This is a genomic window from Chloracidobacterium sp. (assembly GCA_016715795.1).
Classification (GTDB): Bacteria; Acidobacteriota; Blastocatellia; order Pyrinomonadales; family Pyrinomonadaceae; genus OLB17.
Window position 1 is genome coordinate 39,163 of sequence record JADJXP010000002.1, and the last position, 26,700, is coordinate 65,862.

The window sequence follows — 26,700 nt, forward strand, 5'->3', positions numbered from 1 at the left end:
AAAGGAATGCGAAAATGAGGCAGGGTGGGCAGAAACAGCCCTTCAATCAATTATCAGTTATCGCTGCGTGGAATGCAAGAAGATTTTTGGCAATGATAAATGTGTTTGGTCACTTTGACAATAGCTGTCTCAGGTTCTGCTCGATATCTCCAACGACCACGGCTGAGATCATTGCTGCCGAGTCGGCACCGGCCGCGATCACCGTATCGAGGTTCCCTTTATCGATCCCGCCAATTGCCACCAGTGGAATGTCGCCTCTGGCAGCGCGCACGGCCCGGACGCCGGCCGGGCCGACCACCGGCGATGTATCGTCCTTGGTCGCCGTAGCGAACACCGGCCCGATCGCCACATAATCGACCGACATCTCGATTGCGGCGGCAGCCTGCTCGACCGAATGCGTCGAAGTTCCGATTATCGCATCGAGGCCCAACAGCCGTCTCGCAGCGTCTGCGGGCATATCGTCCCGGCCTAGGTGAACACCGTCGGCTTTCGCCGCAATGGCGAGATCGACACGGTCGTTGATCAATATTTTCACATCTGCCGAACGTCCAATGGCAACGGCCGCCACGGCATCGTCATAAAAGTCCCGCGGCGACAAGCTCTTTTCACGCAATTGAATAAGTGTCGCTCCGCCGGCAACCAGCCGTCGGACCTGTTCGGCGTGTGACAGGCCGGAGAGGCGTCTGTCGGTGATCGGGTATATTTTGGGGAGCGTGAAATTCAAAAGACCGCCTTCATCATCAGAAAACAGTCTTCGCCGTTGTTGTAGTACTTGCCGATCCGCTGGACAATGGTGTAATTGCGGCGTCGATAAAGCTCCTGCGCGGCGATATTCGAGACGCGGACCTCGAGCATGATCGTGCCGACTTCGCGCTTTCTCAGCGCATCCTCGACGTGGTCGAGCAGCCCGGCGGCAATGCCGCGACGGCGGTGTTCGGGAGCGACGCCGATGGTCGTCAGGTGCGCAGCGTTGTTCTCATTGACCATCACAAAGGCGAATCCGACCAGGTCGCCCTCCTCATTCACAGTCCTGAAACCCAACGTCCGCGGCTCCCCCAGCAGGTACTCAAAGGTATGCTTCGTGTAATTGTCACCGTTCCTGAAACATCGAATATTCAACCGCAGTACGTCCTGTAGCTGCTCCATCGTCAATGGCCTGATCGCATACTGCGACGGCGGAGCGGGCACGATCACCTCGGGCTCGGTCGCGAATACCGGGACAAAAAAGCTTCGGATGGTCTCTAAAACAGCCACTGGAAAGTTATGAGTCTGTAGAGTTTATGGAGTTCATAGAGTTCAAAACTTCCATGAACCCTACGAACTCTATGAACTCCACAAACTAAATAAGGAGCATGCAATCGCCATAGCTATAGAATCTGTATTCTGCCGCGACTGCGTGCCGGTAAGCCCTCATTATAAGTTCGTGCCCGCCAAAAGTAGAAACCAGCACCAGCAGCGAGCTCTGTGGCAGATGAAAGTTCGTGAGCAGCGCGTCGACAGCGCGAAATTCATGCCCCGGCACGATCGTCAAGTCCGCTTCGTGAACGCCCTCGGTAAACCGCCCGTGCCGCGCGGCATTCGTCTCCAAAGCCCGCGTCGCCGTCGTGCCCACCGCCACGATCCGCCGCCCGTCGGCCTGAGCCGCGTTTAACACCTCGGCGGTCGCCGCATCGATCTCATAGACCTCGGGCGAGACCGAGTGCTCACTCAATTCCTCAACACGCACGGGCTCAAACGTTCCGTAGCCAACATGCAGCGTGATCTCGGCAACCGTCACGCCGATATCTCTCACGCCATCGAGCACTTCCGGCGTGAAATGCAGCCCCGCAGTCGGTGCCGCGATCGAACCTCGCTCACGCGCGTAAACCGTCTGATACCGCTCGCGATCTCGATCTGCCTCGCCCGCATCACGCTTGATATACGGCGGCAGCGGCGTCCGCCCGATCCGCTCGGCCGTCTCTAGAACTTCGCCATCAAAGCGCACCAAGACACGCCCGTCATCGCGCTTCTCAACAACCTCGCCCGCCGTCCCGTCGTCAAAAATGACCTTCTTTCCAACCGCCAGCCGCCGCCCCGGTCGCGCCAGCGTCTCCCAGACGCCGCCGCCCACATCGCGAACCAAAAACACCTCGACCGATGCCCCCGTGCGCGTGTGCCCAAACAACCTCGCCGGAAACACTCGCGTGTTGTTCACCACCAACACGTCGCCCTCGCGCAAATACTCTCCGATCTCCCTAAACCGCCGATCCTCAAACGTCCCGCCCGCCCGATCCACCACCAACATTCGCGAACCAGCGCGATCCTCCAACGCCGCCTGCGCGATCAACCCCTCGGGCAGCTCAAAATCAAACTCCTCTATCCTCATTCCAAAACCGAAACGGCACGCCAAAGCGTGCCACTGTTCACTGTTACCTGTTCACTGTTCACTGATTGGTGCCGGAGGTCGGACTCGAACCGACATGGGCGTTAAGCCCGCCAGATTTTGAGTCTGGTGCGTATACCAATTTCGCCACTCCGGCAGCGAACTTCTGATGATAGATCGCTCCACGCCGCCGGTCAACCTTCGGAACCGCCTTCGATCCCGGCCCGGCAAAGCCGGTACCTTTCTTCAAGCCACCGCCGTCATCTTAATATTGGTCGCCGCCCTAAACCCCCAATGGAACGGCATCTATCTACCCACCGTCTACGTAATAGTCGCCGCCTTCGCCATCCTCTCCGGCTTCCACTACATCTACTGGGTAGCCAAACTAATGCGCGAAGCGAGGCTGAATCGATGATCGATCGGCTTAACCAAAATTTAGATGATTTCACCTACTCAATCGATCTTGACCCTTGTGGTCAAGCCATAATTCGACGTTGCCGTCTCTGGATATGCGGGCAATGAAAGGACGCGGCTGGGTCGTCAACATCTTTGCGATGCGATCCAAGGCTTTGCTGAAAGCCTCTATCTGTTCAGCACTCGTTATGTTGGCGCTCGTGAAGAAAAAAGCTGCGACACGCGCGTTCAACAGGGCCCTTTGTTCGAGCGGGTTTCGTTTGATGGCACGGTCGCTGCTTACAATGATCCAGCTTTTCGAGCCGCACGCGGCTATCCCATCCGGGTCGGGAGTTGTCGGATCAAAGTGGTCGTCGTGACGCTCGACATTTAGCCCGAGCGCGGCTAGACCATCTGCGAGAACGTGCTTGCCGGAGGACCTGTCAACAAAGAAAACGCTTTCCTCAAGCTGCTTTTTGTAAAGCTCCTTCGTAGCGGAGAGCTTCTTTGATCTGCGCTTCTTCGATGCCATAGTCGCGGGCAATGGGCCCCGTCTTTTCGCCGGCCGCAAATCGTCCGGCGATCACGTTGGTCGGGATACCAGTGCCCGCCAATGTCGGTCTTCCGAATGAGATAAGGGGGTCGATGACAATCGACTTTGGCTGACTCTCGAGTATATCTGGGCCACGTTTCTTGTCGTCGGTCGAGAAAAGTATCTCGGATGAGAAAGGATAAAGACGGAAAGGTGCAAGATCGACGTCACGGTCGATCCGGTGCAGATATTGTCTTACCGCCTCTTCGATAACGATTTGACCTCGCTGCGACGTGCAGATCAAGTCACCGGCCTCTTTGATGAACAGCTCAAATCGGTCGGTCCAGAATTCTAAGGTAGCGAGCGGATTCCTCTGATCGGGGAATGTGGCTTCAAGATACTTGAGTGTCGTACGCACTTTTGGAAACCGCACGTTATGTATTCGCCGAATACCGAGCAATACATGAACCTCTACGAGGTTAAAGAATGACAAAAGTGGCTTGTCCGCATCGGGCAGGTTTATCGCCGGTTCCCAGAATTTCTCCGTACCGTCGTCCAGTCGATACGTGCGCCCACGCACCCAAGAGGTCAGGGTCGCAATATTGACCTTGAGATACTTCGCCGTCTCCTGCAATCCATACAACGGCACCTCGCGCGGGTCGCTACCGTAAACTTGTCTGATTTTTTCGTTGTAGATTCTGTTTTTGTCCACCACCCTGACCGTCCTCCTTTGCGGGATATTGGTCATATCAGATTGTAACCTAACTTGCCTCGATAACTTCCATCTTCGTCACTGAGTTCGTGAGTTGCGAGTCGTAACGATATAGAAATCCTCAATCTGAGAGGCTCATAGCAAATCTATTCAGGTTGAAAAAACCGCCAGTCTTCGACAGGACAATTCCATATTGCCCTGAGTCTTCCTCCCGCATGAATATGTGCCAATAGTTCTCCCGTTCTCGATATTGATCTGTTGTATTTAACTCCGGAAGGATGCCCTCCATTTCCGTCGCGGGCACTACAAAAGCAATATCGAGATCCGTGCAGCCGAGGATCGCTCCAACAAAGATGTCTTTAACAATAGAGTCAAAAAGATCGTATGTCTTAGTGATCTCCCAGACAAAATCCCGCTGAAATTCTGGGAGAACAACCTTCTTGTCCACGATATCCTGAATAAGCTGCTGAACGGATTGAGTTCTTTCCATACGAATATAAAGTTAGGCGACAGAGCCGGTGCCGACAACCTCCACTCTCCGCACTGAAAACGGAGACCTGATGTACGAATGGCGTTATGTTAGCAGACTTTGCCAAAACATGGTGAAGAAGATTAACGAATCAGTGGATAGGAACCCCGTCTATAATCCCGCACCTCGACCAACGCAGACGCGGTACAGCCGCTCAGTAAATCCGCCTTCTTGGACGAAGGCTTTTTCGAGGGAGGCGATCTGGCGGTTGAGGAGGCTGCAGGCGACGGTGATCAGGGCGAGGGCGCCGTTGGCGGCGATCTCGGGGTAAGAGGGACTAAGAGTGGACGGGGTGGACGTTGTGGACTGGGTGGACGGTTGTGAGGTGGCCAGTCCACTCTGTCCATCTTGTCCACTATGTCCACACGACCCTCTCTTGACCTCAACCACCCATTCCGCCACCTCATCCGCCGTCTTAGGCCGCCGGTCGATCAATGCCGCCCGCCGAGCGTCGTTCTGCGGCCACTCGGGCAGCGAGCGTTGACGCAGGAAATCCTCATAGTCGAGCTTTAGTTCCTCGATGCTCGCGCGGGCGACGCTGGTTAGTTTTAGCTCGAACTTTTTCGACGTGCCGCTTGCTTGGCTGCCCTCGGCGATGTTCTGGACGCCGCTGCGCGCCGCTTGGACCATTTGGTCGTGCGCGCGGCTGCGCGTGTCAATGTAGCGGTCGCAGAACCGCACGGTCACGTCATACACGAGCTGCGCAACCTGAAAGCCCTTGAGCCTACGGTAACCGCCGTGCTTTGGTATCAGCTTTTCCGGCTCGGCCATGCCCCGCATTATTACACGAAAACGCAATTCCGCCGCATCCGTTGGAGCAGGATCAGGCCTTTTGGAGTGAGGGCGCTCGGCGGATGGTTTTTAGGATGTCGGACTCTTTGGTTTCGGCCTGCTGCAGGTCATAGACCATTTGCAGATTGAGCCAGAATCCGGGCGACATATCGAAGAATTTCGCCAGCCGCAATGCAGTGCTGGGCGTGAGGCCGCGTTTGCCGCCTATGATCTCATTGACGCGTTGGAATGGGACACGGATGGCGTCGGCGAGTGCCTGCTGCGTTATTCCCATCGGGGCAAGAAATTCCTCTCTCAGCATCTCTCCCGGATGCGTCACGCGACGATTCTTTGGAACTCTGATCATTATTTCGTCCTCTCTAGTGATAATCTGCGATCTCTACGGCAATAGCTTCTCCCTCATCCCATTGGAAGCAAATTCGGTACTGGTCGTTGATCCGAATGCTGTATTGCCCGCGACGGTCGCCGCGTAGTGCTTCGAGCCGGTTGCCCGGCGGCACTTTCAGATCGTCCAACGCGACGGCGACGTTGATCTGGTCGAGCTTTCGACCGGCCAGTTTCCACAGGTCACGCGGCAGTGCCCGTCTCGCCTCCGCCGAGTTTCGCCCGTCAAAAATATCTTCCGTCGCTCTGTCGGCAAACGACCTTATCATCCGCCAAGCATATTAGCACGGATAGTATGCTATTTGCAAACTTTATCTCGCACCTCTGCTCACGGCGACAGTTTGAGTCAGATCCAAGTGGAGGACCTTGTCATTGTCCATAGTGGCGGCGTGGAAGAGGATTGTGCGGTCGGTGCGGATGCGGAAGTGGCGGCAGAAGGCGGCGGCGTTTATGCGGCGGTATTTGCCGCGGCCTGCGTGATCGACGAGGCGAAAGGTGTTTGCGGCGTCGGGGTTGCCGGGCTTGATGCCGATCGTGCGGCGGGCGGCGTCATAGAGCAGTTCGACGTGCTTTGGGTGTCCCAATGCCGCGTGGGCCTTTGCGTTTAGGTAAAAGGTCGCATCGGGGCGCATCGTCACGCGCACTTCGTTCTCGGCCGCCTTGTATCCAAAAGGCCGGCCCGGAAATGTCGCCCATTCCATCTGTGTCTGCATAGTGTTGGTAGTTTCTCCTTGTGTGTATTTGCGTGAAACACACTAGCATAGATGCAACAGGCTCGTCAAGTGGTTGGGTTTCAATTCCCAAACGGGGATCAATTTAGTAGCCTCGGAAGCATCCCGACGTTGCGAGCGTCGATAGGAATCGTCCCTGTAGGGGACATATTGTTCGTCCCCTTCAGGGACGGTGCGGCTATCCGATCTGCATCGTCGGGTGTTACCCGACGCTATTAAATTTGTCCCCTTCGGGGACAGGCTGGAACGAACATTAACGATGACGATCCGCCGCTCGTGTTATCCCTGACGACGCGGTTAACACGACAAGGACCGAAAAGTTTGACCACGGCAACGCCGCCTAAATGACATCGGCGACAATAGGTGTTACCGGAACGAGACGCGTATGAAAAAGGGCTGAAAAGTGTCGATACAAACCTGTAAAAATGCCGATACAAACCGCAAAAGTGTCGATACAACTTGGCTGGCTTATTCGTGCATTCGTGGCAATCGCCGGTCTGGAAAGGATAGCCACGAATGCACGAATAAATCAAGATCAAGAGGATACTTGAGACTTGACAATAACACACTCAACTATTATCATTCATTAGTGCTCAAGTTAGATCTGTGAGCAGGCAATTATAGTTTTGGAGAGTGATATATGAGCAAAATAATCGGTATTGACCTCGGGACGACCAATTCGGTCGTAGCGGTCATGGAGGGCGGCGAGCCGGTCGTCATTACAAATTCTGAGGGCGGCCGCACGACGCCATCGGTCGTGGCGTTCACGAAGGACGGCAATCGGCTGGTCGGGCAAGTCGCAAAGCGTCAGGCAGTTACGAACCCCGAGAACACGCTGTATTCGATCAAGCGGTTCATGGGACGCAAGTTTGACGAGGTAGGATCGGAGATCAAGCAGGTCCCGTTCAAGGTCGAAAAAGCATCGAATGGCGACGTCCGTGTCGATGCGGAGGGCAAGCAATACAGCCCGCCTGAGATCGCCGCGATGGTGCTGCAAAAGCTCAAGCAGTCTGCCGAGGATTATCTCGGCAGCAAGGTTGAGAAGGCCGTAATTACCGTGCCTGCTTACTTTAACGATGCCCAGCGTCAGGCGACGAAGGATGCAGGCAAGGTCGCTGGATTAGAAGTTTTGCGTATCGTCAATGAGCCGACCGCAGCCGCACTGGCGTATGGCCTGGACAAGAAAAAGGACGAGGTCATTGCGGTGTTCGACTTTGGCGGCGGAACATTTGACATCTCGATCCTCGAGGTCGGTGAGGGCGTCGTCGAGGTCAAATCGACCAACGGCGACACGCACCTCGGCGGTGACGACGTTGATGAGGTCCTCGTCGGCTGGATAATTGACGAATTCAAAAAGGATCAGGGCATCGACTTGCACAACGATAAAATGGCCCTACAGCGGCTCAAGGAAGCCGGCGAGAAGGCCAAGGTCGAGCTGTCGCACGCGATGGAAACCGAGATCAACCTGCCGTTCATAACGGCCGACGCCTCAGGCCCAAAGCACCTGGTGATGAAGCTCACGCGTGCCAAATTCGAGCAGCTCGCCGAGCCCATCCTGAAACGCCTCATGCCGCCCGTCGAGCAGGCGATCAAGGACGCCGGCCTAACGCCCAAGGACATCGAAGAGATCGTGCTGGTTGGCGGTTCGACCCGTATCCCGAAGGTCCAGGAAATGGTCAAAGAATACTTTGGCAAGGAGCCTAACAAGTCGGTCAATCCTGACGAGGTCGTGGCCCTCGGCGCCGCCGTGCAGGCCGGCGTTCTCGGCGGCGAGAAGACGGACATCCTACTCTTGGATGTGACGCCGCTCAGCTTGGGCATCGAGACTTTGGGAGGTGTATCGACACCGATGATCCAAAAAAACACGACGATCCCGACGCGAAAATCGGAGATATTTTCCACGGCGTCGGACAATCAGACGTCGGTCGAGGTCCATGTTTTACAGGGCGAACGGCCAATGGCAGGGGACAATAAAACGCTCGGCAAATTCCACCTCGTGGGTATCCCGCCCGCACCACGTGGCGTGCCGCAGGTCGAGGTGACATTCGATATCGACGCTAACGGTATTGTTAACGTCTCCGCCAAGGACGTCGGCACGGGGCGCGAGCAAAAGATCACAATCACCGCATCGTCGGGCCTCTCAAAGGAAGAGATCGACAAGATGATGAAAGACGCTGAATCGCATGCCGGTGAAGACGAGAAGAAAAAGGCAGCGATCGAGGCCCGCAACCGCCTGGACGGTTTGGTTTACAGCGTCGAAAAGACGCTGGTTGAGAATAAAGACAAGCTTGACGCCGCAACCGCGGGCGAGATCGAATCGGCGATAGCAGACTCGAAAACAGCCCTGGGTGGCGAGGATGTCGATGCGATGAATAACGCGTTTGACCGCCTGCAGACAGCTTCGCATAAGCTGGCCGAAATGCTCTACAGCCAGACGGCGCAAGGACCTGAGGAACAGGCCGATGAGCAAGCTTCGTCCGCGACAGCCGGGGCCGACGGTGAGGCAACGACTGCCTCATCAGAAGAGGGCGACGTCATCGACGCCGAATACGTCGATGTTGACGACGAAGGCGAGGAAAAGAAGTAACAATCTAGCGACAAGTGACGAGGGACAAGTGGTCGGGTTGCTCTCTCGTCCCTTGTCCCTCTAAACTTGTCCCTAATTTTCCTGCATGGCCAAAAAGGACTACTACAAAATTCTCGGCATCAAAAAGGATGCCAAGGCCGACGAGATCAAGAAGGCCTATCGCCGTCTCGCGCGAAAACATCACCCTGACGTAAATCCGGGTGACAAGGCAGCAGAGGATACGTTCAAGGACGTGCAGGAGGCTTACGACATTCTCTCGGACGAGAAGAAGCGTAAGGTCTTTGACCGGTTTGGTTACTACGCCGACAACCTCGATCCCGACTCGCCCTTCGCGACCAGTGCTGGTGCGAGAACCGCCGGTTCGCCGGGGTTCGATTTCTCAGGATTCACCTGGGACACTAGTTCGACCGGGGCGACCGGCGGATCGAGCTTTCGCGATATCTTTTCCGACCTGTTTGGGGGCGGGGCGAAACCAACCCAGCCCGAGCCACCGCGGCCGATGCCTAAGAAGGGCCGCGACATCGAAATGCCTCTGGCATTGAGTTTTGAAGAGGCGTTCACCGGCCTGACGCGCAATCTTACAGTCAATCGTTCCGAACAATGCTCACGTTGCCAGGGTGCGGGCGACACCGGCGGCCCGGTCGTCCAGTGTTCGACTTGTAAAGGCACCGGGCAGGTGATGCGGACGGGCGGGCGCCTTCAGTTCTCGGGCCAATGCACCGACTGCAATGGCACCGGCCGCCGCCGGGAGCCATGTAGCCTCTGCCACGGCAAAGGCACGACGCCAAAGGCCGAACAGGTCAAGGTCAAAATACCCGCAGGCGTCGATACCGGCTCACGCGTCCGCGTGCCTAAAAAAGGCCACGGCGGCCGCCTCGGCGCCGAACCAGGCGACCTTTACATCCTCACGAACGTTGGCAAACATCCGTTCCTGACGCGAAAGGGCGATAACGTCTACGTGACCGTCCCGATCACGGTCCCCGAGGCCGCTCTTGGCACCAAGAGCGAAGTGCCGACGGTTGAGGGCCGTGCGCATCTAAAAATCCCGGCTGGAACTGAGTCGGGCCAGAAATTCCGCCTGCGCGAACGCGGTTTCCCAAGCCTGAGAAACCCGCAATTACGCGGCGATCAGTTTGTTGAAGTAAAGATCACGTTGCCGAAGGTGCTTTCCGAGGAAACAAAGGAGCTATTGCGACAATTTGAAAAGCTAAATCCTGAGAACCCTCGCAAGACGATGGGACTGGAATAAGTCAGAACACCTGCGGTAGCGGGTGGTTCTGAACGGATGATGAAGAAAAAGCCCCGCACATACACCATCAGCGCCGTCGCGGAAATGTACGAGATACATCCGCAGACGCTGAGACTGTATGAACGCGAAGGCCTGCTAAAACCGTCACGTTCGATTGGCAATACGCGGCTTTACGAGGATGCCGACGTCGAACGTCTCGAAGTGATCCTTTCTCTCACCCGCGATCTGGGCGTCAACCTGGCCGGCGTTGAGATAATCCTCAACATGCGTGAAAAGATGGATCAGATGCAGCGCGAATTTGAGCAGTTCTTTGAATACCTCAAAGCTCACGCCAGCGAATTCTCCCGCCAGACCGAAACATTCTCGGCAAGCTCTGCCCTCATTCCCGTCTCTCGATTGCGAGTAACCCGATTTCGCGGTCACGGCATCGATGACGAATGATCCTAAACATTTGCATTCTCGTTGCTTTCGCGTTCGTTCTGGGATAGGATTTCTAGAAACTAGCCCGTTCTATCTAAGGAGAATTCAATGTTTCGAAGAATATGTTTACGTGCGTATGTCGTGTGCGCCCTACTTGCTGTACTGACCTCGGTTACGGTCGCTCAAGACCTCGATAATGTGTCAATCGCAGGCCGTTTGGCTGATAGCAATGGCCTTGCTGTGGTCGGCGCGTCAGTGACGGCAACACTCGTTGAGACCGGCGAGACCCGCACCGTCACCACCAACGACGACGGTCGTTACAAGATCGTCCAGTTGAAGCCGGGAACATATAAAGTGAAGGCTGAGGCGAGTGGCTTTGGGGTACAGGTTACCGAAGAGATTCGGACGATTGCGGCGCAGAATGTGGTGCAGGACTTCAGCCTGTCGCCGGCGGACGTTCGGGCTGAAACGACCGTGACAGTTACAGGCGACGATGGCCCGGTTGTTGATACCACTCGGACGGTCGTCGGCGGCACGGTGACCGAACGAGAGATCGAGGAACTTCCGAACAATACCCGTAATCCATTTGATCTGGTGCTGACTCTCGGAGGCGTTACCGAGGAACCCCTTTCGACGCGAGATCTATCCGGGGATCGCGGCACGCGCGGCAGCTATGCTCAGGGAACAACGCCCGAGGAGGCCGGGACGTTCGCCCTTTCGGGAGGAGCTGCCTACTCAAACAATATTACGGTTGACGGCCTGGATAACAACGACGATCGCTCGGCCGGCTTTCGCTTCCAGCCGTCGTTAGAGTCTGTGGCCGAAGTGCAAGTCATAACCAACCAGTTTTCGGCGGAATACGGCCGGGCCTCAGGCGGTCGCGTCAATATCCGCACGCGCGGCGGCAGCAATCGCTATCGCGGCCGAGCGTTCTATTTCTTCCGAGACGAAGCGCTGAATGCAAATACATGGAACAACAATCGTCGAGGCATCGCACGCGCGCCACTTCAGAACCACGACCCTGGCTTTACATTCGGCGGGCCGATAATCAAGAACAAGTTGTTTTTCTTTGCCTCGTATGAATATGACAAGTACCTTGAGGATACGATAATCGACGTGTTTGTCCCGGTCGATAATCAATCCCGACTCGACTTGCCTGCACCGACCAATCCGTCGCAGACATACCCATCGAACAGCGGTTCGAATTTTATCCTCGTTGCTCCCTATATCTCTCTGGCGGACACTCCGTCGAAACGACATACGTTCTCGACTCGTATCGATTGGAACGCCAACGCAAAGAACTCATTTACTTTCGCGTATCAGTTGGGCCGTTTTAACGACCTCAGGCAGTATTCGGGTACCAACCGCCTTGCCGACGCCCTGATCGGCCGCGTTCGAAATACGGACGGCTTTAACGCCACGCATAACTTGGTCCTCGGAGCGAATGATGTCAATCAACTGCGATTTCAATACTCGCGGCTACGGCCGTCGGCCGCCCCTGTCGGCGGTTCCGGTGCCCCGGTCGTTATTGTTGGCGGATTTACACCGCCGGGCGAACCGTTCTCGGCCAGTCAGATATTCAGCGCGTCAACATCAGGATCAAGCGACCGTAAAGAGGACCGCATTCAGATCCAGGACACCTATACGCACATCGCCGGCTCGCATAACCTTCGCTTTGGCGGCGATTTTCATAATGTCGACACCGAGTACATCGATAGATTCGACGCCACTGGAACGTACCGATTTTCTAACTTCTATTTCTTTAACCAGAATAACGTCACGAGCTTTCAGCAGAACTTCAACACGTCGTCCGCTTTGACGAACAAGTATTATGGCTTTTTTGGCCAGGATGAATGGCGGATCAGACCGCGCTTTACGCTGAGCTTTGGTCTTCGTTATGAGCGCGAAACGATCATTGGCGATAAGGACAACTGGGGACCGCGTCTTTCATTCGCCTGGAATCCGCTCAAAGGTGACAAGACGGTCATCCGCTTTGGTGCAGGCCGGTTCTTTAACCGTGTGCTGCTTCGCACGGTTGACGATTTTACATCGGGTGCTCAGGAGTTGCGTTTCGATTCACGAATACGGTTTCCGGCTAACGTAGAGTTCGCCCGTATCCGAACTTTCCTAAGTCAGCAATTCCCCAATCCGCTGACGCTCGATACAGCTATCCAGGTCAATGCGACCGAGACGATGACCGTGAGAGAGCTGTCCCGCACGGGTGGCTTTCGCGAACTTGATCCAAATATCAAGATCCCTGAAAGTTATCAGTTCAACGTCGGATTTGAGCGCGAGATCTTTAAGGGTATCGTCTTCGAGACAAACGCAACGTACAACCGTACAATTCACCTCTGGCGCGAGAAGAATATCAATGCCCCGGTGCTGCCTGCGGGCACGCCCGACCGCGACAACGACGGCCGTATCACGTTTACTGACTATCTTCTGGGCGTCAATACAGGAATTTCCCGGTTCTTCCTTGGCTCGCCAACTGACGACGTAGGGTTACTGGACCTTAACGGCGGATCATGCAGCGCGAGCGAGGTATGTAATGTAAATCTGAATTCATCCCAGAATAGGTCCGACTGCGAAAGTGCGCTCGACCCGATAAATTCACCTACGCTTTCGCCAATATGCCGCGCCTTGGCCGCGATCCACCCCTTACGTCCCGGCTTTGCCTCGGGCAATCTCAGCCAGTTTGAGCATGTTTACTCGCCGGGCCGCAGCCAGTACATGGGCATCACATTTGAGCTGCGAAACCGATATAGAAAATGGGGCCATGGATTTGCGGGTTCGATGCGGCTCGTTTATACACTTTCGAGCCTAAAGGATGACGGTATCGTCAACACATCGTCGCCTCAGGTCGTGGGCGATTTTGCATCAGAATACTCACGGAGCCTGCTCGACCGTCGCCACCGCATTGCGTTTACAGGGACATTCGACACGCCGACGTGGCTCGGCAAGCTGCGATTTTCGCCGCTTTTCCGATTTGGCACGAGTGCTCCTTTCAATGTTTCCGTTGGTGGAAATGATCGAAACCTCGACGATGTCGGGACCGATCGTCCGAACTTTAGCGGCGACCTGAAAGATCTCAAATGGCGCACATTCGGGACCGCCTTTCCTGCGTCATTGGCTGCTCAACTTTCTCAGCCGACCATTGGCAGCCCGGGCAATTTGCCGCGCAATGCCGGCCATGGTCCGCGTCAGTATATCTTTGACCTGAATATTAGCCGCATCTTTAAGTTCGGCGACCGTTATCAGCTTCGGCCGTCGGCCGAATTCGGTAATGTGCTGAACTGGCGTGTTTTCAGCTTCGGGTCGAATTTCATCAATTTTGACAGTCTCAATTCGTCTAACGCGATCCTTCGCCAGAGTGCGATGGATCAATTCCTGGCACCGACACGGACCTATCGGCCGCGAACGGTGAGATTGGGTCTTCGGTTTGATTTCTAGCCTTACCATACTGGCCGCCCGACAATGGGCGGCCGTTTTGCGCCCGGAGAAAATGTAGTGACGTGATCGCGAAGACGTGCTAGATTTGACTGTTGAACATTTTTGTTCAACCGCATTGTATGGAACAGGTTTTGACAGAGGCCCCGATCCCAGTTACCGAGACAACGATCGAATCGGTATTGCTCGACGCCGACCTTTTTGTTAAGTACTCATCGCCAGAGAAGGCATTTGATCTGCTTCGTACATCGTTGGAACGTTCTCCCCGCTCGATCGGGCTTCGCGAGAAAATGCGCGAGATCTGCGTTAGGCAAAAGAACCTAAACGAGGCCGCCAAACAGTGTCTCGCCCTCGTGAGCCTGTATATTGGCCGCGAGGATTTTGACCTCGCCTACGACCGTTTGCAGGAGGCCAAGCTACTCGACCCGAGAATATCGGTCGCACCAGGCCTGGAGGCCATTCGCCGTGCCCGCCGCCCGGACTTCGCCGTCAACCGCGACCGGTCGCCTCAAAAGGTGCGAACGGACGTGACCTTTGCCGGCAATCTCGCATACGTCAGCATCTTCGATTCGGTGCAGGTTATCGAGAGCTCAAAGATGACGGGCCTGCTTATCATCAAATCTGACCTGCATCTCGGCAATGTTTCATTCAACGAGGGCAAGATCGTCGATGCTGAGTGTAATGGCCACAACGGAATTACCGCGTTTCGGCAGTTGATCGACGTAAACAGCGGAACATTTGAGTTCTCGACTGCCGATCACGAATTTCCGGTGGTGATCAATGTGTCGAGCAACACCAATTTTCTACTCGACGTTCTCACCGACCTAGACAATGAGCGGGCCGAGAAGCAGGGGCTTCGCGACGTTGGCACTGAGATCATTTAGGTTGACTTTCACCTTCAGATACAACAAAATATAGTGCTGTCCCGATTCAGAAGCACTATATAGATGTTCAGACTCCAGCGCCTAGAGATCACCGGATTTAAGTCGTTTGCTGACTACACGGAGGTCGTCTTCACCGGCAACGGCATTACGGCGGTCGTCGGGCCGAATGGCTGCGGGAAATCGAACGTATCTGACGCGATCGCATGGGTGCTGGGCGAGCAGCGAGCGAAGTCGCTTCGCGGCGGCGAGATGAAGGACGTCGTCTTCGCCGGGACCAAGGATCGAAAGCCCGGCGGCATGGCCGAGGTAGTGCTGCACCTGATCCGAGACGATTCGACGTTCGATATCGATCAGAGCGAGCTTGAGGACATTGACGAAGCCTTGACCGGTATCGATGATTCGGCTGTCGATATGGATGAGATACTCGGGCCCGAGCATGAACCAGAGTTTGCCGAGACGGGTGCCGAGGACAATGGCTTTCACGATGCCGTCGAGATCGAACAGGTCGAAATCGCCAAGGCCCTTGCCGTCGGATCCGCACAGGTCGTCGAGACCAAGGTCAAGGCGAAGCGCCATTGGCGACCGCGCTCATTCGCACTGGACTTTGCACCCGGCGAGGCCGTTAGCGTCACACGCCGGTTGTACCTGTCGGGCGAGAGCGAATATATGCTCAACGGCCGAGCATGCCGGCTTCGCGATATCACAGACCTGTTTGCGGGAACAGGTCTTTCTGGAGCTCACTACGCGATCATCGAGCAGGGTCGCATCGGCCAGATACTGTCGGCAAAGCCGGCAGACCGCCGTAGCCTCATCGAGGAGGCTGCCGGCATCTCAAAATTCCGTGCCCGACAGCGTGCCGCCGAAACCAGGCTCGAAACAGCTAAAGCCAATCTTACCCGCATTTTCGATATTATTTCTGAGGTTGAGACTCGTGTAAATTCGCTTCGCCGCCAAGCCGCAAAGACGCGCCGGTTCAAGATACTTCAGGAAGAGTTTCGCGACCTCCTGCGCAAGCTCTACGCCGCTGAGGGCTGTTACCTGTCTGAGTTGTCAGAGACGCTAAAGATCCAGCTTGCACATGCGGGCGAGGCTGAGACACATCTTCACGATGATCTCAGTAGAAAAGAGGAAGCGGCAAAAGATACTACGCAGCGTGCTCGGATTGCCGAAGAAGGCTTGGCCGACCTTCGCCGAATTCACGCGAACAATGCGCTTGAGCGCGACCGAGCGGAACGTGAGCATATCTATAAATCCGACCAGATCGTCGGGCTGAACGCGCGGTGTGAGACGCTCCGGGGTGAGATCGTGGCCAGTCGTCAGCGGCAAGACCTTCTTGCCAAAGAGATCGAGCGGCTCGCAGAGGATGAACGACGTGAGAGTGCTGAGCACGCAGCAGCCGAATCGGTGCTTCGCGAATCCGAAGACGCACATCGGCACGAGTCCGAGGCGCTTGCCCTCGTTGAGGGTTCGATCGAGTCGCTTCGCTCCGAGTTGTTGCAGCACACTGCGGCTGTTGAGCGTTTCGATGAGATAGCACGTCAACTCGACCACAACCTTGAACGCCTCACCTTGCGTTCTGTTGGACTCGAAAAGGAAGGTCAGCGGGCGGACGAAGCCGTTGGGACAAATCAACGAACCGCTTCAAGACTTGCCGAAATGCTCACGGCCGAGGAAGCCAGGTTCGTCGGGCTTAACGCTGAAAAAGATGCCCTGCTCGCCGTGACAAGCGACGCACGCAGCGCATTGCGGGCCGCAGAGGCTGAACAGCAAGGCTTGCTGGATGAACATTCGGCCAAACGGCATCGCCTCGCCACGCTGCAGGAACTCGAACAGGACCGTGCCGTCTACACGCCTCAAGTGCAGAAACTCTTTACTGCCGCCAAGGATATCGGAGTCCGTCTCGGCGGTGTCCTTGCAGATCGACTTAATGTTGCTCCGGAGGCCGAGACCGCGGTTGAAAGGCTCTTCGGGTCGTTTCTGGAATCCGTGATCGTCGATTCGATCGACGATGCAACCCGCGTCTCGGCTTGGCTGAATGCGAATGACGTCGGACGTACCGCCATCATTGTTCTGTCGGGAGCTCCGGCCATTGTGCGAACAGCGGCCAAGGGTACGATCGCAGAAGCTCTCGGCGTTTCTGGTGAACTCGAGGCGGCGATGTGGCAGGTTTTCCCGCGCGAGATGTCGGCTCGGCTTGTTCATGAGTTTGACGGTGTATTCATGGGCGAAACTCTGGTCAATTTTAGTGGCGACATTCTCCTCAGCGGGCGCTTAATGATCGCTGGCAAACAGAAGGCGGGCGAGACCAATGCTTCGCTTTTGGCCTTTAAGCGTGAGTTGAGCCAGCTTGCGAAGGACTGCATCCGTCTTGACGTGGATATCGAAACGGCAAGAGTCGCTGTTGAAGCGGCTCGCACCTTGCTCGTGGAGAATGAAGGCAGGATGGTCGATCTGCAGTCGTTGATCATCAAGGTGGATCGTGGCATTCACGGCCTTCAGATCCAGGTTAAGGCCGCTAAGGACGAGATCGACCGTACCGAGCGGCACCGCCAGCTTGTCGCCGACGAATCAGGACAGGTCAAGGCCGAAATAGATGACGCAACGCACAGACGTGCCGAAGCTCTTGCTGGAAAACACAAAGCGGATACCGCACGAGCGGATACGTTTGCAGATCTCGAACGCATTGCCGCGGAACTTACAACTGCCCGGGAGCTCACTGAAGCTGCCCTTGCTGTGCTGAGCGAAAAGCGCATGATCGCGGCGACATCTGATGAACGGCGTCGGTCGGCTATATCGGCTCTTCGTCGTGTCGAGAATGAGGCCAAAGAGATCGAGTCACGTCTCACGCTTCTGGGGCTCGAACACAATGAGGCAGAGGCCAAGATCAAGGCATTGCACGAGGAGATCACATCCATTACCGACCGGATCGCCTCAGCCGGTGATGAGATAGAACGCGAGACGGGCGAGATCACTCGGGCGGTGACGGAGATGAACGAGGCCCGTCAGCTTTCTGATGCTACAAGCGATGAGCTGGCTGACATCAATCGTCGGCTTGGCGAGGCCCGCAACGAACGTGCGGAGATCGAGATCCGACAGGCTGAGGCTGTAACGGAGCTAAAGAATCTTGGTGAGAAGTGTCAACAGGAACTCGGCCTGCCGCTTGCGGACCTGTTGGGTGAGGTTACCCACGTTCCGGACTTCGTCCTCACTGACGCTCGTCAGCAGGCCGAAGACCTCCGTATACGCCTCGACGGTTTTGGCGCGATCAACATGCTTGCCCTCGAGGAGCTTGGTGAGGCCGAGGAACGCCACCTGTTCCTAACCGGGCAGCGTCAGGATATTATTGAAAGCATCGCTGCTACAGAGGAAGCGCTCAGCGAGATCAAGAAGCGCTCGCGTGAACGGTTTCGCACTGCCTTTGAGTCAATCAATTTGAATTTTACCGAGTTCTTTCAGGAACTGTTTGGTGGCGGCCAAGGCCAGATGACCTTAATGGAGGCAGAGGATATTCTCGAGGCCGGAATCGAGGTCGTGGCGCAGCCGCCAGGCAAGCGGCTGCAGAATATTCAACTTCTGTCAGGCGGCGAAAAGGCGATGACCGCCATCGCGCTCGTACTGGCCATCTTCAAGTATCGTCCGTCGCCATTCTGCCTGCTCGACGAGGTCGACGCCCCGCTCGACGATGCAAACATCGGCCGCTTCGCCAGCAAGATTGCGGAAATGTCTGAACGGACACAATTTATCGTCATAACGCACAACAAACGCACGATGGAGGCTGCCCGTGCTCTCTACGGCGTTACGATGCAAGAGCCCGGCGTATCCCGGATCGTTTCGGTAAAGTTCGAGTAAGGCAGCCCGACGTTCTAGGCTGCAACGCCGAGCAGCACGTCGCAGATGCGCTTCGCGGCGTGGCCATCCCACAGCGGAATTTTGGGCTTGGCGTTTGCCTGCTCATCTCCGAGCACCGCAAACGCCACCCGTGTGATTTTTTTCGGATCAGTTCCGACGAGAATATTTGTCCCCATCTCGATCGTTATCGGGCGTTCAGTGTTATTCCTGAGTGTGAGGCACGGAATGCCGAGAACCGTTGTCTCTTCCTGCAACCCGCCTGAGTCCGTAAGCACGAGCCTAGCTCCACTATAGAGCCGTATGAAATCAAGGTAACCGAGCGGCTCGATCAGGCGGACTCCCGCATCCTCAAGGCGGCCGGCCAACCCAAATTCATTTATCTGAGCCTTCGTTCGCGGGTGGACGGGAAAGATGAGAGGTAGTTTAGCTGCGATCTCGACAAGTGCGGCGGAGATGGCATCAAACGTCTCGCGATCGTCAACATTTGACGGTCTATGCAGCGTAAGGACGGCATAATCATTGTCTTTCAGGCCGAGATCGGTCCTGACGGTCGAGTGCTCAGCGAGTTTGATGTGCTCCAGCAGCGAGTCGATCATCACATTGCCGGCAAAGCGGATCTTCGTTGCCGCCACTCCTTCGTTTGCAAGATTTAGGTCAGCATCCTGCGACGTTGTGAACAGCAGATCGGAGATAGCATCGGTCAAGATACGATTGATCTCCTCAGGCATCGAACGGTCACCCGAGCGCAAGCCAGCTTCGACGTGGGCAACTTTCACGCCGAGTTTCGAGCAAACCAAGGCACAGGCAATAGTAGAATTGACGTCGCCGACGACAACGACCCAATCCGGCCTTTGCTCGAGCAAAACCGCCTCAAACTCAGTCATGATCTTGGCTGTCTGCACCGCGTGCGATGCCGACCCGACGCCCAGATAAATATCCGGCCGCGGCAATCCCAGATCAATGAAGAATGCATCCGACATCGCGGGATCGTAATGCTGCCCCGTATGCACTATCAGTGGCTCAAACTCATCCGAACGTCGCCGCATCTCCGCATAGATCGGCGCGACCTTCATAAAATTCGGTCGGGCACCGGCAATGAGGAGGACCTTCAGTTTTTCGGTTTGAGATCGCAAGGTTCAGTGGTCACAGTCGAATCACACGAGCTTTGCACTCAGCACGCAATTCGAGTGACAACGTATTTCTAGTATCAACAACCAACGGGGCTGCCTCGCAAACACGTCGATAATCTACGCCGGAATGTTCCGTACAAATGATCACACAATCTGAGGAAGCAACTAGGTCTTCCGTTAGCTCTTGACTCGTCAATGGTTCCCCATCGCCGATAGTATAGGCGTGGTCAAAGGTAACCTGCGGAACGAATGGATCGTGATAGACGACATCGGCCCCATCGGCGCGGAGGAGATCGATTATCGAGAGAGCCGGGGACTCGCGCATATCGTCGATGTCCTTCTTGTAGGCAACGCCAAGAATCAGTATCTTTGAACCGTTGACGGCTTTCTTCGCATCGTTTAGGGCACGTGTGACGAGCTCGACTACGTAGTTTGGCATCGTCGAATTGACCTGTTCGGCAAGGCTAATAAATTGCGAATCAAAGCCATGCTGCTTGGCCTTCCATGATAGGTAATGAGGGTCGAGCGGTATGCAGTGGCCGCCGATGCCGGGACCGGGATAGAACGGCATGAAGCCGAACGGCTTTGTCGCAGCCGCGCGGACGACCTCCCAGGTATCGATCCCGAGGGCATTGCAGAGCTTGGCCATCTCATTTGCCATTCCGATATTTATTGCCCTAAACGTGTTCTCCCAAAGCTTTGCGGCCTCAGCCACACGCGCTGACGAGACCGGGTGCACTTCGTTAACGATCTGCGAATACAGCAAAGCCGCCGTCTCGGTCGAGTCCGCTGATACGCCACCGACGACCTTTGGAATATTGTGCGTCTGAAACTGCGGATTGCCGGGGTCGACACGTTCGGGTGAGAATGCGAGCAGAAAATCTTCGTCGAGCGCGAATCCTTTCCGCTCAAACATAGGCTGCAGTACTTCATCAGTGGTGCCCGGATAAGTTGTTGATTCAAGAATAATTAGCTGACCGCGACGCAGGTGTTTCTGTATTTCTCCACCCGCCGTGAGGATGTAGGACATGTCCGGGTCCTTGGTCTTTCGCAGCGGCGTCGGCACACAAATGATGATCACGTCGCACTCAGCAAGGCGGCCAAAGTCGGTGGTCGCGATGAGCTTCCCCGACTCGATGCACTCGCCGACACTCTCATCCGTCACGTCGACGATATATGAGCGGCCGGCACTTATCTCAGCGGCCTTGTCTTTATCGACCTCGAACCCTATCGCGTGAAAACCCTTGAGACAAAACTCCACGATCAGAGGTAGCCCGACGTAGCCCAGGCCGATGACACCGATCCGCGCCGCATGATCGGCGATCGATTGCTTAAGTTCCTGTTTTATCATTCGTTATGATGAAGCGCTGAGGAATGTTGCGAAGCGGTTTGCTGACCGCCCGGCCCAAACTATTAAACTATGTTATGCACTGCGAGTTAGTCAAGAAAATTGGAGCCTTGTGCTAGAATTATCGCGTTGGCTTGATCATTCCTCCTTATAGTTTTATAGGCGAAATAGCGTGGGTTCTCCTATATGAGTTCTGAGATCGTCTCGGCAAATCCGGTCGTGAGGGCCGTACTCGACGGTTCCGCACCACGCGCCGCTCAATTGGCTGCGTCGCGAGGAGCTCTGCCTTTAGCGCAGGCCGATCTGCTTGAGATCCTCGTTGCGCTGTTTCAGGGCGAGGACGCGGAACTTCGCGAGAATGCAGTTATCGCGCTCAGATCACAACAATCGGGCGATATCGAGGCGGCGGTTCGTTCAGGGGCGGTCGCCCCAAGTGTTCTTGGCTATTTTGCCACGCAAAGTGAGCTTCCAGCGGGTGTTCATGAGGCGGTTATCACAGATCCGCGTACGCCGCCGGATACGATAGCCGCTCTTGCCCGCTCGACGCAAAATGGTGCGCTGCTTGAGCTTATCTCGTTCAACCAACAGCTACTTATCCAGAATCCGTCGATCATTGACGCGATCATCGGAAACTCGAACCGTACGCCTGAGGCAGAACGGCGGGCCACTGAAGTAAGACGCGAGTTTTTTGAAAAAGAGCGCGGTGCACAGCAGATCGCAAACGAACTTCGGGCTCGAGGCAAAGAAGCTGCCGCCGAATTCATCGAGCAAGCGGAATTTACCGATGACTTCGACGGGCCTGGCATGACTGTCGAGGACGCGATCCTGCTGGCTGACCTTATCGAGGTTCCCGACCATGAGACTGACGACTCGTGGATGGGTCTCGAATATATCGAGGAGATCTACGAAGAGACCGAGGACCAGCGAAAGGCTGCCATCGGCAAGATCATCGGCGAACTCCAAATGGAGGGCGAAGAAATCCCCGGCGACCGCATCTCGATGATCAACCGGATCATGAAAATGGGCGTCAAGGACCGTGTAAAACTGGGAATGAAGGGCGATCGCGAGGCCCGGAATATCCTGATTCGTGACCCGAATCGGCTGGTATCGAGCGCCGTTGTCAATAACCCGCGTATCACCGAGCAGGAGATCGAGATGATCGCGTCAATGCGTTCGATCACCGAGGAGATACTTCGCCAGATCGCCGCTAACCGGCAATGGTCAAAAAACTATAATGTTATGCATTCGCTCGCCAAGAACCCGCGAACGCCGCTCGCAAATGTGATGACGATCATGAGCCGTCTGCAGTTGCGCGACCTGCTTGCGCTTTCAAAGAATCGGAACGTGTCCGACGCGGTCCGCCGTCAGGCCGTGCGGCTTCACAGTTCCCGAACGGGTGGTCCAAAGCACTGAATGGGATCGACTGCGGCAAAACTCCGAACTACACTCGAAATGATCAAGTTCGAGCACACGTTGTTCGCTCTGCCGTTCGCGTTTCTCGGCGCGATACTCGCAGCCGACGGGCTGCCGACATGGTGGCAAACACTCTGGATAACGGTTGCAATGGTCGGGGCGCGCTCGGCCGCGATGACGTTCAACCGCATCGTCGACCGCGATATCGACGCCGCAAATCCGCGAACCGCCTTGCGGGAGCTGCCGACCGGCAAACTCTCGGTCAGTTTCGCCTGGGTATTTCTATATGTCTCGATCGGTGTTTTTCTGGCGTCGTCGTACCTGCTTAACTGGCTGACATTTGCTCTGTCGCCGGTCGCGTTGCTGGTGATCCTCGGTTACTCGTATGCAAAAAGGTTTACTTCATTCGCCCATGTCCTGCTCGGCCTCGCATTGGCGATCTCGCCGTCGGCGGCATGGATTGCCGTTCGTGGATCTCTGGCCGACGAGGTCCCAATACTGCTGTCGCTGCTCGTGCTGATGTGGACAGCGGGGTTTGACGTGCTGTATGCCTGCCAAGACCACGAGTTTGATCGACGGGCAGGTCTGCGTTCGATACCGGCCCGGTTCGGTATAAGGAACGCGTTGTGGATCGCCCGACTGTTTCACGTTCAGGCATTCATCGTGCTGCTCTTACTGTATCTGTCAACAGGCATGGCCTGGGTCGCACTGATCGGCGTTGCGGCGACCGCCGCCCTGCTCGTCTTTCAGCATACGCTCATCCGGGCAGACGATCTCTCCAGAATGAACGCCGCATTCTTTACGACCAACGCATTCGTAAGCGTGATCCTTCTTGTCACCTTTGGTGGAGCGGCCTTCGTGAATTAGTCGATTACCTTCCGCATGCAAACACTGTTTGTTATGTCCGCGTACTGCCCGTAGTTCGGTATCTCGGTGTAACCGGAGCGTTTGTATAATGCGATCGCCTCAGGCTGTTTAAGGCCTGTTTCGAGTACGTACACAGTGAAGCCGCTTTCGCTTGCCCATGTTTCAAGTTCGCTCAACACCTGTGCGGCGATCCGTTGTCCACGGCTTTCGGGACGGACAAACATTCGCTTGATCTCGGCCGTATCGCCTGTATGCTTTTTGAATGCTCCGCACCCGACCGCTGTCTCGCCATCATAGGCCACGACCGCACCGAGCATTGCGTCGAGTTTGTTGAACTGCGCATAGAACGCGTGCTCGTCGCCGTCACGGACCGCCAGCTCGCGGTCGAGTTCGACGACTAGCGAGCGGAAGACCTGGTCCGTGTTATCGGTGCGTTCCAGCCGTATTGTCACAATGTTTGCGGGACGTGCAGGTTAGTGCCGATCCTTTTGTTTAGCCGCTCAATAAAATGTGCAGACAGCAGCGGCGATTCCTTCTCAACATTCTGGTGGACAAAGAAATACAACCGTTCGAGCCCCTTTTTCTTCCAGTCCGCGATCCGCTCGACCCATTCGTCGAGCCGCGGCCTGTCGGATTCATGATTCGCACCGACCCAGCGTATGAATGCCGTCGGCGTCGTCAGCCGCATGTGCATCAGGTCGCGGCGGCCGGCCGTGTCGACGAGGACGTTTGTGATGCCGTCGGACTCGAGCAGTTGATACAGTTGCGCCGAGATTGCCGGGTCGCTGTACCACTCTTCCTTGCGAAACTCCATTGCCAGCGGCGTGTCGTACTGTTTCCAGTTCTCGACAAACGCCTCGACTCGCTCATAATCTTTCGCCCCGAAGTTGTTATGCATTTGCAGGAAGAGCATACCGAGCTTGTCCCTGAGAAACACCACATTCTCCATAAACTCCGCCACTTTGTCTTCGACGTCTTTCAGTCGCGAAAAATGGCTGATGCTTTGGTTGAATTTGACAAAGTATTTGAAGCCATCGGGCACGCTCTCGCGCCAGGCCGTGTACTGCTTTTCCCAATAACGCTTGTAGAATGTAGCGTTTAACTCGATACAGTTGAACTGTGAAGCATAGTAAGCCAGCTCGTCCTTGACGCCCTTCGGATAAAATCCCTTTAGATCTTTGCTGTTCCATTTCGCACACCCTACACACACCTCGAGGTCATTGCCATTGCTCTTTGCGAGCACACGTTTAGTGTCCGGATGGTCTGGCGGAATCGTAAAATCCACCGCTCCGGGATCATCAACCTGTCCGAATTTCATAACTTTGGTAAAATCGTAGCATAGATGGAGCTTTCGACTGATCCCAAACTTCGTGAGATAGCTGACAAGGTCGCGAACGGTGAAAGGTTGTCGTTTGACGACGGATTGGATCTCTACGCCTCGAATGACCTGAACGTCGTCGGTAAGCTCGCTGACGGCGTTCGTCGTCGCAAGCACGGGCTGACGACGTATTACAACGTCAACCGGCATTTTAATCACACGAACATCTGCGTCGCGGACTGCAAGTTTTGCGGTTTTTATCGAAGGGCGAGGCAGGACGACGCGTACACGCATTCGATCGAGGAAGGCATCGAGATCGCCCGAACCGCCGTTGCCGAGGGAGCGACCGAGCTGCACATCGTTGGCGGCTTGAACACGAAATTGCCGTTCGAATACTACACCGACCTGTTTTCATCGCTTAAATGCGAGTTTCCAAAGCTGCATCTCAAGGCGTTGACGATGGTCGAACTCGATTTCTTCGCCCGCTTTTACAAGATGTCGGACGAAGACGTTATCTCAAAGCTCAAGGCTGCCGGAATGGACTCATGTCCCGGCGGCGGTGCCGAAATATTCGCAGAGCCCACGCGTTCGCGGATCTGCGACCACAAATGCGACGGCGACCGCTGGCTCGAACTCGCCGGCAAGGTCCACAACGCCGGCCTCAAAACCAACGCAACGATGCTCTACGGCCACATCGAATCCATCGAAGACCGCATCGACCACCTCGTCCGCCTCCGCGAACAGCAGGACAAGACCGGCGGCTTTCAGTGCTTCATCCCGCTCGCGTTTTACCCTCCGGGCACAGCCCTCTCGACGCTTCCCGGCCCCGACGCCATCGATAATCTCAAGACCATCGCCGTCTCCCGCCTGATGCTCGACAACTTCGACCACATCAAGGCCTACTGGGTCATGCTCGGCAAATCCACCGCCCAAACCGCCCTTCACTTCGGTGCCAACGACCTAGACGGCACCATCACCGACGGCGGCGAACTCACCCACAGCTACTCCGTCGAATCGAACAACGAAGTCAAAATGACCAAGCAAGAGATCATCGAAATGATCCAACGCGCCGGCTTCGAGGCTGTTGAAAGAGATACGGTGTATAATCGAGTAGCAGCTGTCTAAGGAGGCAAAGCAATGAAAGCGCTTGCAAGAATCACATTTGATCCAAAGGTCATGGGCGGAAAACCGTGTATCCGCGGTTTGCGGGTAACGGTCGGAACTATTGTTGGGCTTGTGGCTTCCGGACATTCTTTCGTCGATATTTTGAAAGCGTATCCGTATCTCGAAGAGGAAGATCTGCGTGAGGCCCTGGCATACGCCGCCTGGCGCGTAGAGGAAATTGAGTTGCCGCTTGCCGCCGCATGAAGATCCTCATCGAATATGAACCTTTCACCCGATTGGGTGAAGGCATTCGCTGACGAAAATATCGCCTCGGTGCATTGGTCAACGGTTGGCGACCCAAAAGCCGAAGACACTGAGATAATTCGCTATGCACGTGAGAACGACCTTGTTATTTTCACTCATGACCTCGATTTTGGAACGATCCTGGCCTTGACCCGGGCGGCAGGCCCAAGCGTTATCCAGGTTCGCACGCAGGATGTTTTGCCGTCGAGTCTCGCAGGTACGCTTATTTCTATTATTCAAGACCATGAACGCGCTCTTGATCAAGGAGCCTTGATCGTCGTGGACGAGACCCGCGCAAGAGTCCGCATTTTACCGTTGGAAAGAAGTTCATAGTCAGGGCTATAAA

Annotated in this window: 25 protein-coding genes and 1 tRNA gene; 11 read left to right on the forward strand and 15 right to left on the reverse strand. The window is 55.5% G+C overall.

The window, feature by feature from the left end; all coding sequences use genetic code 11:
* Window positions 1-109: 109 nt before the first annotated feature.
* The 11 genes from thiE to IPM59_05140 form a co-directional block, all read right to left on the reverse strand.
* Complete coding sequence (gene thiE / locus IPM59_05090) at window positions 110-751, reverse strand: thiamine phosphate synthase (protein ID MBK9214963.1); 642 nt, start codon at window positions 749-751, stop codon at window positions 110-112.
* Window positions 721-1,254, reverse strand: coding sequence for a ribosomal protein S18-alanine N-acetyltransferase (gene rimI / locus IPM59_05095; protein ID MBK9214964.1), 534 nt, complete (start codon window positions 1,252-1,254; stop codon window positions 721-723). Before rimI ends, thiE begins: the two co-directional genes overlap by 31 nt.
* An 85-nt stretch (window positions 1,255-1,339) precedes the next feature.
* Complete coding sequence (gene queA / locus IPM59_05100) at window positions 1,340-2,365, reverse strand: tRNA preQ1(34) S-adenosylmethionine ribosyltransferase-isomerase QueA (GenBank protein MBK9214965.1); 1,026 nt, start codon at window positions 2,363-2,365, stop codon at window positions 1,340-1,342.
* Between the two features lie 66 nt (window positions 2,366-2,431).
* Window positions 2,432-2,519 (reverse strand) — tRNA-Leu (locus IPM59_05105).
* A 288-nt stretch (window positions 2,520-2,807) separates the two neighbouring features.
* A complete protein-coding gene (locus IPM59_05110; protein ID MBK9214966.1) occupies window positions 2,808-3,287 on the reverse strand; it encodes a hypothetical protein in 480 nt (159 codons plus the stop codon).
* Window positions 3,220-3,999, reverse strand: coding sequence for a DUF433 domain-containing protein (locus tag IPM59_05115; protein ID MBK9214967.1), 780 nt, complete (start codon window positions 3,997-3,999; stop codon window positions 3,220-3,222). The genes IPM59_05110 and IPM59_05115 overlap by 68 nt, the downstream gene beginning before the upstream one ends.
* A 121-nt stretch (window positions 4,000-4,120) precedes the next feature.
* Complete coding sequence (locus IPM59_05120; GenBank protein MBK9214968.1) at window positions 4,121-4,489, reverse strand: DUF262 domain-containing protein; 369 nt, start codon at window positions 4,487-4,489, stop codon at window positions 4,121-4,123.
* A 150-nt stretch (window positions 4,490-4,639) separates the two neighbouring features.
* The gene (locus IPM59_05125; GenBank protein ID MBK9214969.1) at window positions 4,640-5,299 is read right to left on the reverse strand and encodes a four helix bundle protein; all 660 of its coding nucleotides are present in this window, start codon (window positions 5,297-5,299) and stop codon (window positions 4,640-4,642) included.
* 52 nt (window positions 5,300-5,351) lie between these two features.
* Window positions 5,352-5,666, reverse strand: a complete 315-nt coding sequence (locus tag IPM59_05130) for a HigA family addiction module antidote protein (GenBank protein ID MBK9214970.1) — start codon at window positions 5,664-5,666, stop codon at window positions 5,352-5,354.
* Window positions 5,667-5,679: 13 nt separating this feature from the next.
* Window positions 5,680-5,973 carry a type II toxin-antitoxin system RelE/ParE family toxin gene (locus IPM59_05135; protein MBK9214971.1) on the reverse strand — a complete coding sequence of 98 codons (294 nt, stop codon included), beginning with the start codon at window positions 5,971-5,973 and terminating at the stop codon, window positions 5,680-5,682.
* Between the two features lie 42 nt (window positions 5,974-6,015).
* Window positions 6,016-6,417: a hypothetical protein gene (locus IPM59_05140; protein MBK9214972.1), complete on the reverse strand. Its 402-nt coding sequence runs from the start codon at window positions 6,415-6,417 to the stop codon at window positions 6,016-6,018.
* A 658-nt stretch (window positions 6,418-7,075) separates the two neighbouring features.
* On the opposite strand from IPM59_05140, the gene dnaK reads away from it, so the two are divergent.
* From dnaK to smc, 6 genes are all read left to right on the forward strand, one after another.
* Window positions 7,076-9,022 (forward strand): molecular chaperone DnaK, encoded by a 1,947-nt coding sequence (gene dnaK, locus IPM59_05145; GenBank protein MBK9214973.1) that lies wholly within the window; start codon window positions 7,076-7,078, stop codon window positions 9,020-9,022.
* Window positions 9,023-9,107: 85 nt separating this feature from the next.
* On the forward strand, window positions 9,108-10,271 hold the full coding sequence (gene dnaJ / locus IPM59_05150; GenBank protein MBK9214974.1) for a molecular chaperone DnaJ: 1,164 nt from the start codon (window positions 9,108-9,110) through the stop codon (window positions 10,269-10,271).
* A gap of 39 nt (window positions 10,272-10,310) precedes the next feature.
* Window positions 10,311-10,712 carry a helix-turn-helix transcriptional regulator gene (locus IPM59_05155; GenBank protein ID MBK9214975.1) on the forward strand — a complete coding sequence of 134 codons (402 nt, stop codon included), beginning with the start codon at window positions 10,311-10,313 and terminating at the stop codon, window positions 10,710-10,712.
* 87 nt (window positions 10,713-10,799) lie between these two features.
* Entirely contained in the window at window positions 10,800-14,141 is a 3,342-nt protein-coding gene (locus IPM59_05160; protein ID MBK9214976.1) for a TonB-dependent receptor, read from the forward strand.
* Window positions 14,142-14,260: 119 nt separating this feature from the next.
* The gene (locus IPM59_05165) at window positions 14,261-15,022 is read left to right on the forward strand and encodes a DUF4388 domain-containing protein (GenBank protein ID MBK9214977.1); all 762 of its coding nucleotides are present in this window, start codon (window positions 14,261-14,263) and stop codon (window positions 15,020-15,022) included.
* Window positions 15,023-15,085: 63 nt separating this feature from the next.
* Entirely contained in the window at window positions 15,086-18,871 is a 3,786-nt protein-coding gene (gene smc / locus IPM59_05170; GenBank protein ID MBK9214978.1) for a chromosome segregation protein SMC, read from the forward strand.
* A gap of 14 nt (window positions 18,872-18,885) precedes the next feature.
* Here smc and wecB read toward each other — a convergent pair whose 3' ends face one another.
* On the reverse strand, window positions 18,886-19,983 hold the full coding sequence (gene wecB, locus IPM59_05175; protein MBK9214979.1) for a UDP-N-acetylglucosamine 2-epimerase (non-hydrolyzing): 1,098 nt from the start codon (window positions 19,981-19,983) through the stop codon (window positions 18,886-18,888).
* Between the two features lie 31 nt (window positions 19,984-20,014).
* Window positions 20,015-21,352 (reverse strand): nucleotide sugar dehydrogenase, encoded by a 1,338-nt coding sequence (locus tag IPM59_05180; protein MBK9214980.1) that lies wholly within the window; start codon window positions 21,350-21,352, stop codon window positions 20,015-20,017.
* Between the two features lie 183 nt (window positions 21,353-21,535).
* Between IPM59_05180 and IPM59_05185 the strand changes: the two genes are divergently transcribed.
* Complete coding sequence (locus tag IPM59_05185) at window positions 21,536-22,762, forward strand: hypothetical protein (GenBank protein ID MBK9214981.1); 1,227 nt, start codon at window positions 21,536-21,538, stop codon at window positions 22,760-22,762.
* The gene (locus IPM59_05190; protein ID MBK9214982.1) at window positions 22,763-23,629 is read left to right on the forward strand and encodes a UbiA family prenyltransferase; all 867 of its coding nucleotides are present in this window, start codon (window positions 22,763-22,765) and stop codon (window positions 23,627-23,629) included.
* On the opposite strand, the gene IPM59_05195 is transcribed toward IPM59_05190, so the two are convergent.
* Together IPM59_05195 and IPM59_05200 are read right to left on the reverse strand one after the other, a co-directional pair.
* Window positions 23,626-24,075 (reverse strand): GNAT family N-acetyltransferase, encoded by a 450-nt coding sequence (locus IPM59_05195; GenBank protein ID MBK9214983.1) that lies wholly within the window; start codon window positions 24,073-24,075, stop codon window positions 23,626-23,628. The two genes, IPM59_05190 and IPM59_05195, sit on opposite strands and share 4 nt — an antisense overlap.
* 2 nt (window positions 24,076-24,077) lie before the next feature.
* A complete protein-coding gene (locus tag IPM59_05200) occupies window positions 24,078-24,947 on the reverse strand; it encodes a DUF72 domain-containing protein (protein ID MBK9214984.1) in 870 nt (289 codons plus the stop codon).
* Window positions 24,948-24,971: 24 nt separating this feature from the next.
* Between IPM59_05200 and mqnE the strand changes: the two genes are divergently transcribed.
* From mqnE to IPM59_05215, 3 genes are read left to right on the forward strand one after another with little or no spacing between them, the layout of a single operon-like run.
* Complete coding sequence (gene mqnE, locus IPM59_05205) at window positions 24,972-26,072, forward strand: aminofutalosine synthase MqnE (protein ID MBK9214985.1); 1,101 nt, start codon at window positions 24,972-24,974, stop codon at window positions 26,070-26,072.
* Between the two features lie 12 nt (window positions 26,073-26,084).
* The gene (locus IPM59_05210; GenBank protein MBK9214986.1) at window positions 26,085-26,315 is read left to right on the forward strand and encodes a DUF433 domain-containing protein; all 231 of its coding nucleotides are present in this window, start codon (window positions 26,085-26,087) and stop codon (window positions 26,313-26,315) included.
* Between the two features lie 15 nt (window positions 26,316-26,330).
* Window positions 26,331-26,687 carry a DUF5615 family PIN-like protein gene (locus IPM59_05215; GenBank protein MBK9214987.1) on the forward strand — a complete coding sequence of 119 codons (357 nt, stop codon included), beginning with the start codon at window positions 26,331-26,333 and terminating at the stop codon, window positions 26,685-26,687.
* Window positions 26,688-26,700: the final 13 nt, after the last annotated feature.

Bases quoted from the DNA above. Each gene is read 5' to 3' on its own strand.
- queA (MBK9214965.1), bottom strand. From the start codon at position 2,365: ATGAGGATAGAGGAGTTTGATTTTGAGCTGCCCGAGGGGTTGATCGCG.
- IPM59_05110 (MBK9214966.1), bottom strand. From the start codon at position 3,287: ATGGCATCGAAGAAGCGCAGATCAAAGAAGCTCTCCGCTACGAAGGAG.
- IPM59_05120 (MBK9214968.1), bottom strand. From the start codon at position 4,489: ATGGAAAGAACTCAATCCGTTCAGCAGCTTATTCAGGATATCGTGGAC.
- IPM59_05125 (MBK9214969.1), bottom strand. From the start codon at position 5,299: ATGGCCGAGCCGGAAAAGCTGATACCAAAGCACGGCGGTTACCGTAGG.
- IPM59_05130 (MBK9214970.1), bottom strand. From the start codon at position 5,666: ATGATCAGAGTTCCAAAGAATCGTCGCGTGACGCATCCGGGAGAGATG.
- IPM59_05135 (MBK9214971.1), bottom strand. From the start codon at position 5,973: ATGATAAGGTCGTTTGCCGACAGAGCGACGGAAGATATTTTTGACGGG.
- IPM59_05140 (MBK9214972.1), bottom strand. From the start codon at position 6,417: ATGCAGACACAGATGGAATGGGCGACATTTCCGGGCCGGCCTTTTGGA.
- dnaK (MBK9214973.1), top strand. From the start codon at position 7,076: ATGAGCAAAATAATCGGTATTGACCTCGGGACGACCAATTCGGTCGTA.
- dnaJ (MBK9214974.1), top strand. From the start codon at position 9,108: ATGGCCAAAAAGGACTACTACAAAATTCTCGGCATCAAAAAGGATGCC.
- IPM59_05155 (MBK9214975.1), top strand. From the start codon at position 10,311: ATGAAGAAAAAGCCCCGCACATACACCATCAGCGCCGTCGCGGAAATG.
- IPM59_05160 (MBK9214976.1), top strand. From the start codon at position 10,800: ATGTTTCGAAGAATATGTTTACGTGCGTATGTCGTGTGCGCCCTACTT.
- IPM59_05165 (MBK9214977.1), top strand. From the start codon at position 14,261: ATGGAACAGGTTTTGACAGAGGCCCCGATCCCAGTTACCGAGACAACG.
- smc (MBK9214978.1), top strand. From the start codon at position 15,086: ATGTTCAGACTCCAGCGCCTAGAGATCACCGGATTTAAGTCGTTTGCT.
- IPM59_05180 (MBK9214980.1), bottom strand. From the start codon at position 21,352: ATGATAAAACAGGAACTTAAGCAATCGATCGCCGATCATGCGGCGCGG.
- IPM59_05185 (MBK9214981.1), top strand. From the start codon at position 21,536: ATGAGTTCTGAGATCGTCTCGGCAAATCCGGTCGTGAGGGCCGTACTC.
- IPM59_05190 (MBK9214982.1), top strand. From the start codon at position 22,763: ATGGGATCGACTGCGGCAAAACTCCGAACTACACTCGAAATGATCAAG.
- IPM59_05200 (MBK9214984.1), bottom strand. From the start codon at position 24,947: ATGAAATTCGGACAGGTTGATGATCCCGGAGCGGTGGATTTTACGATT.
- mqnE (MBK9214985.1), top strand. From the start codon at position 24,972: ATGGAGCTTTCGACTGATCCCAAACTTCGTGAGATAGCTGACAAGGTC.
- IPM59_05210 (MBK9214986.1), top strand. From the start codon at position 26,085: ATGAAAGCGCTTGCAAGAATCACATTTGATCCAAAGGTCATGGGCGGA.
- IPM59_05215 (MBK9214987.1), top strand. From the start codon at position 26,331: ATGAACCTTTCACCCGATTGGGTGAAGGCATTCGCTGACGAAAATATC.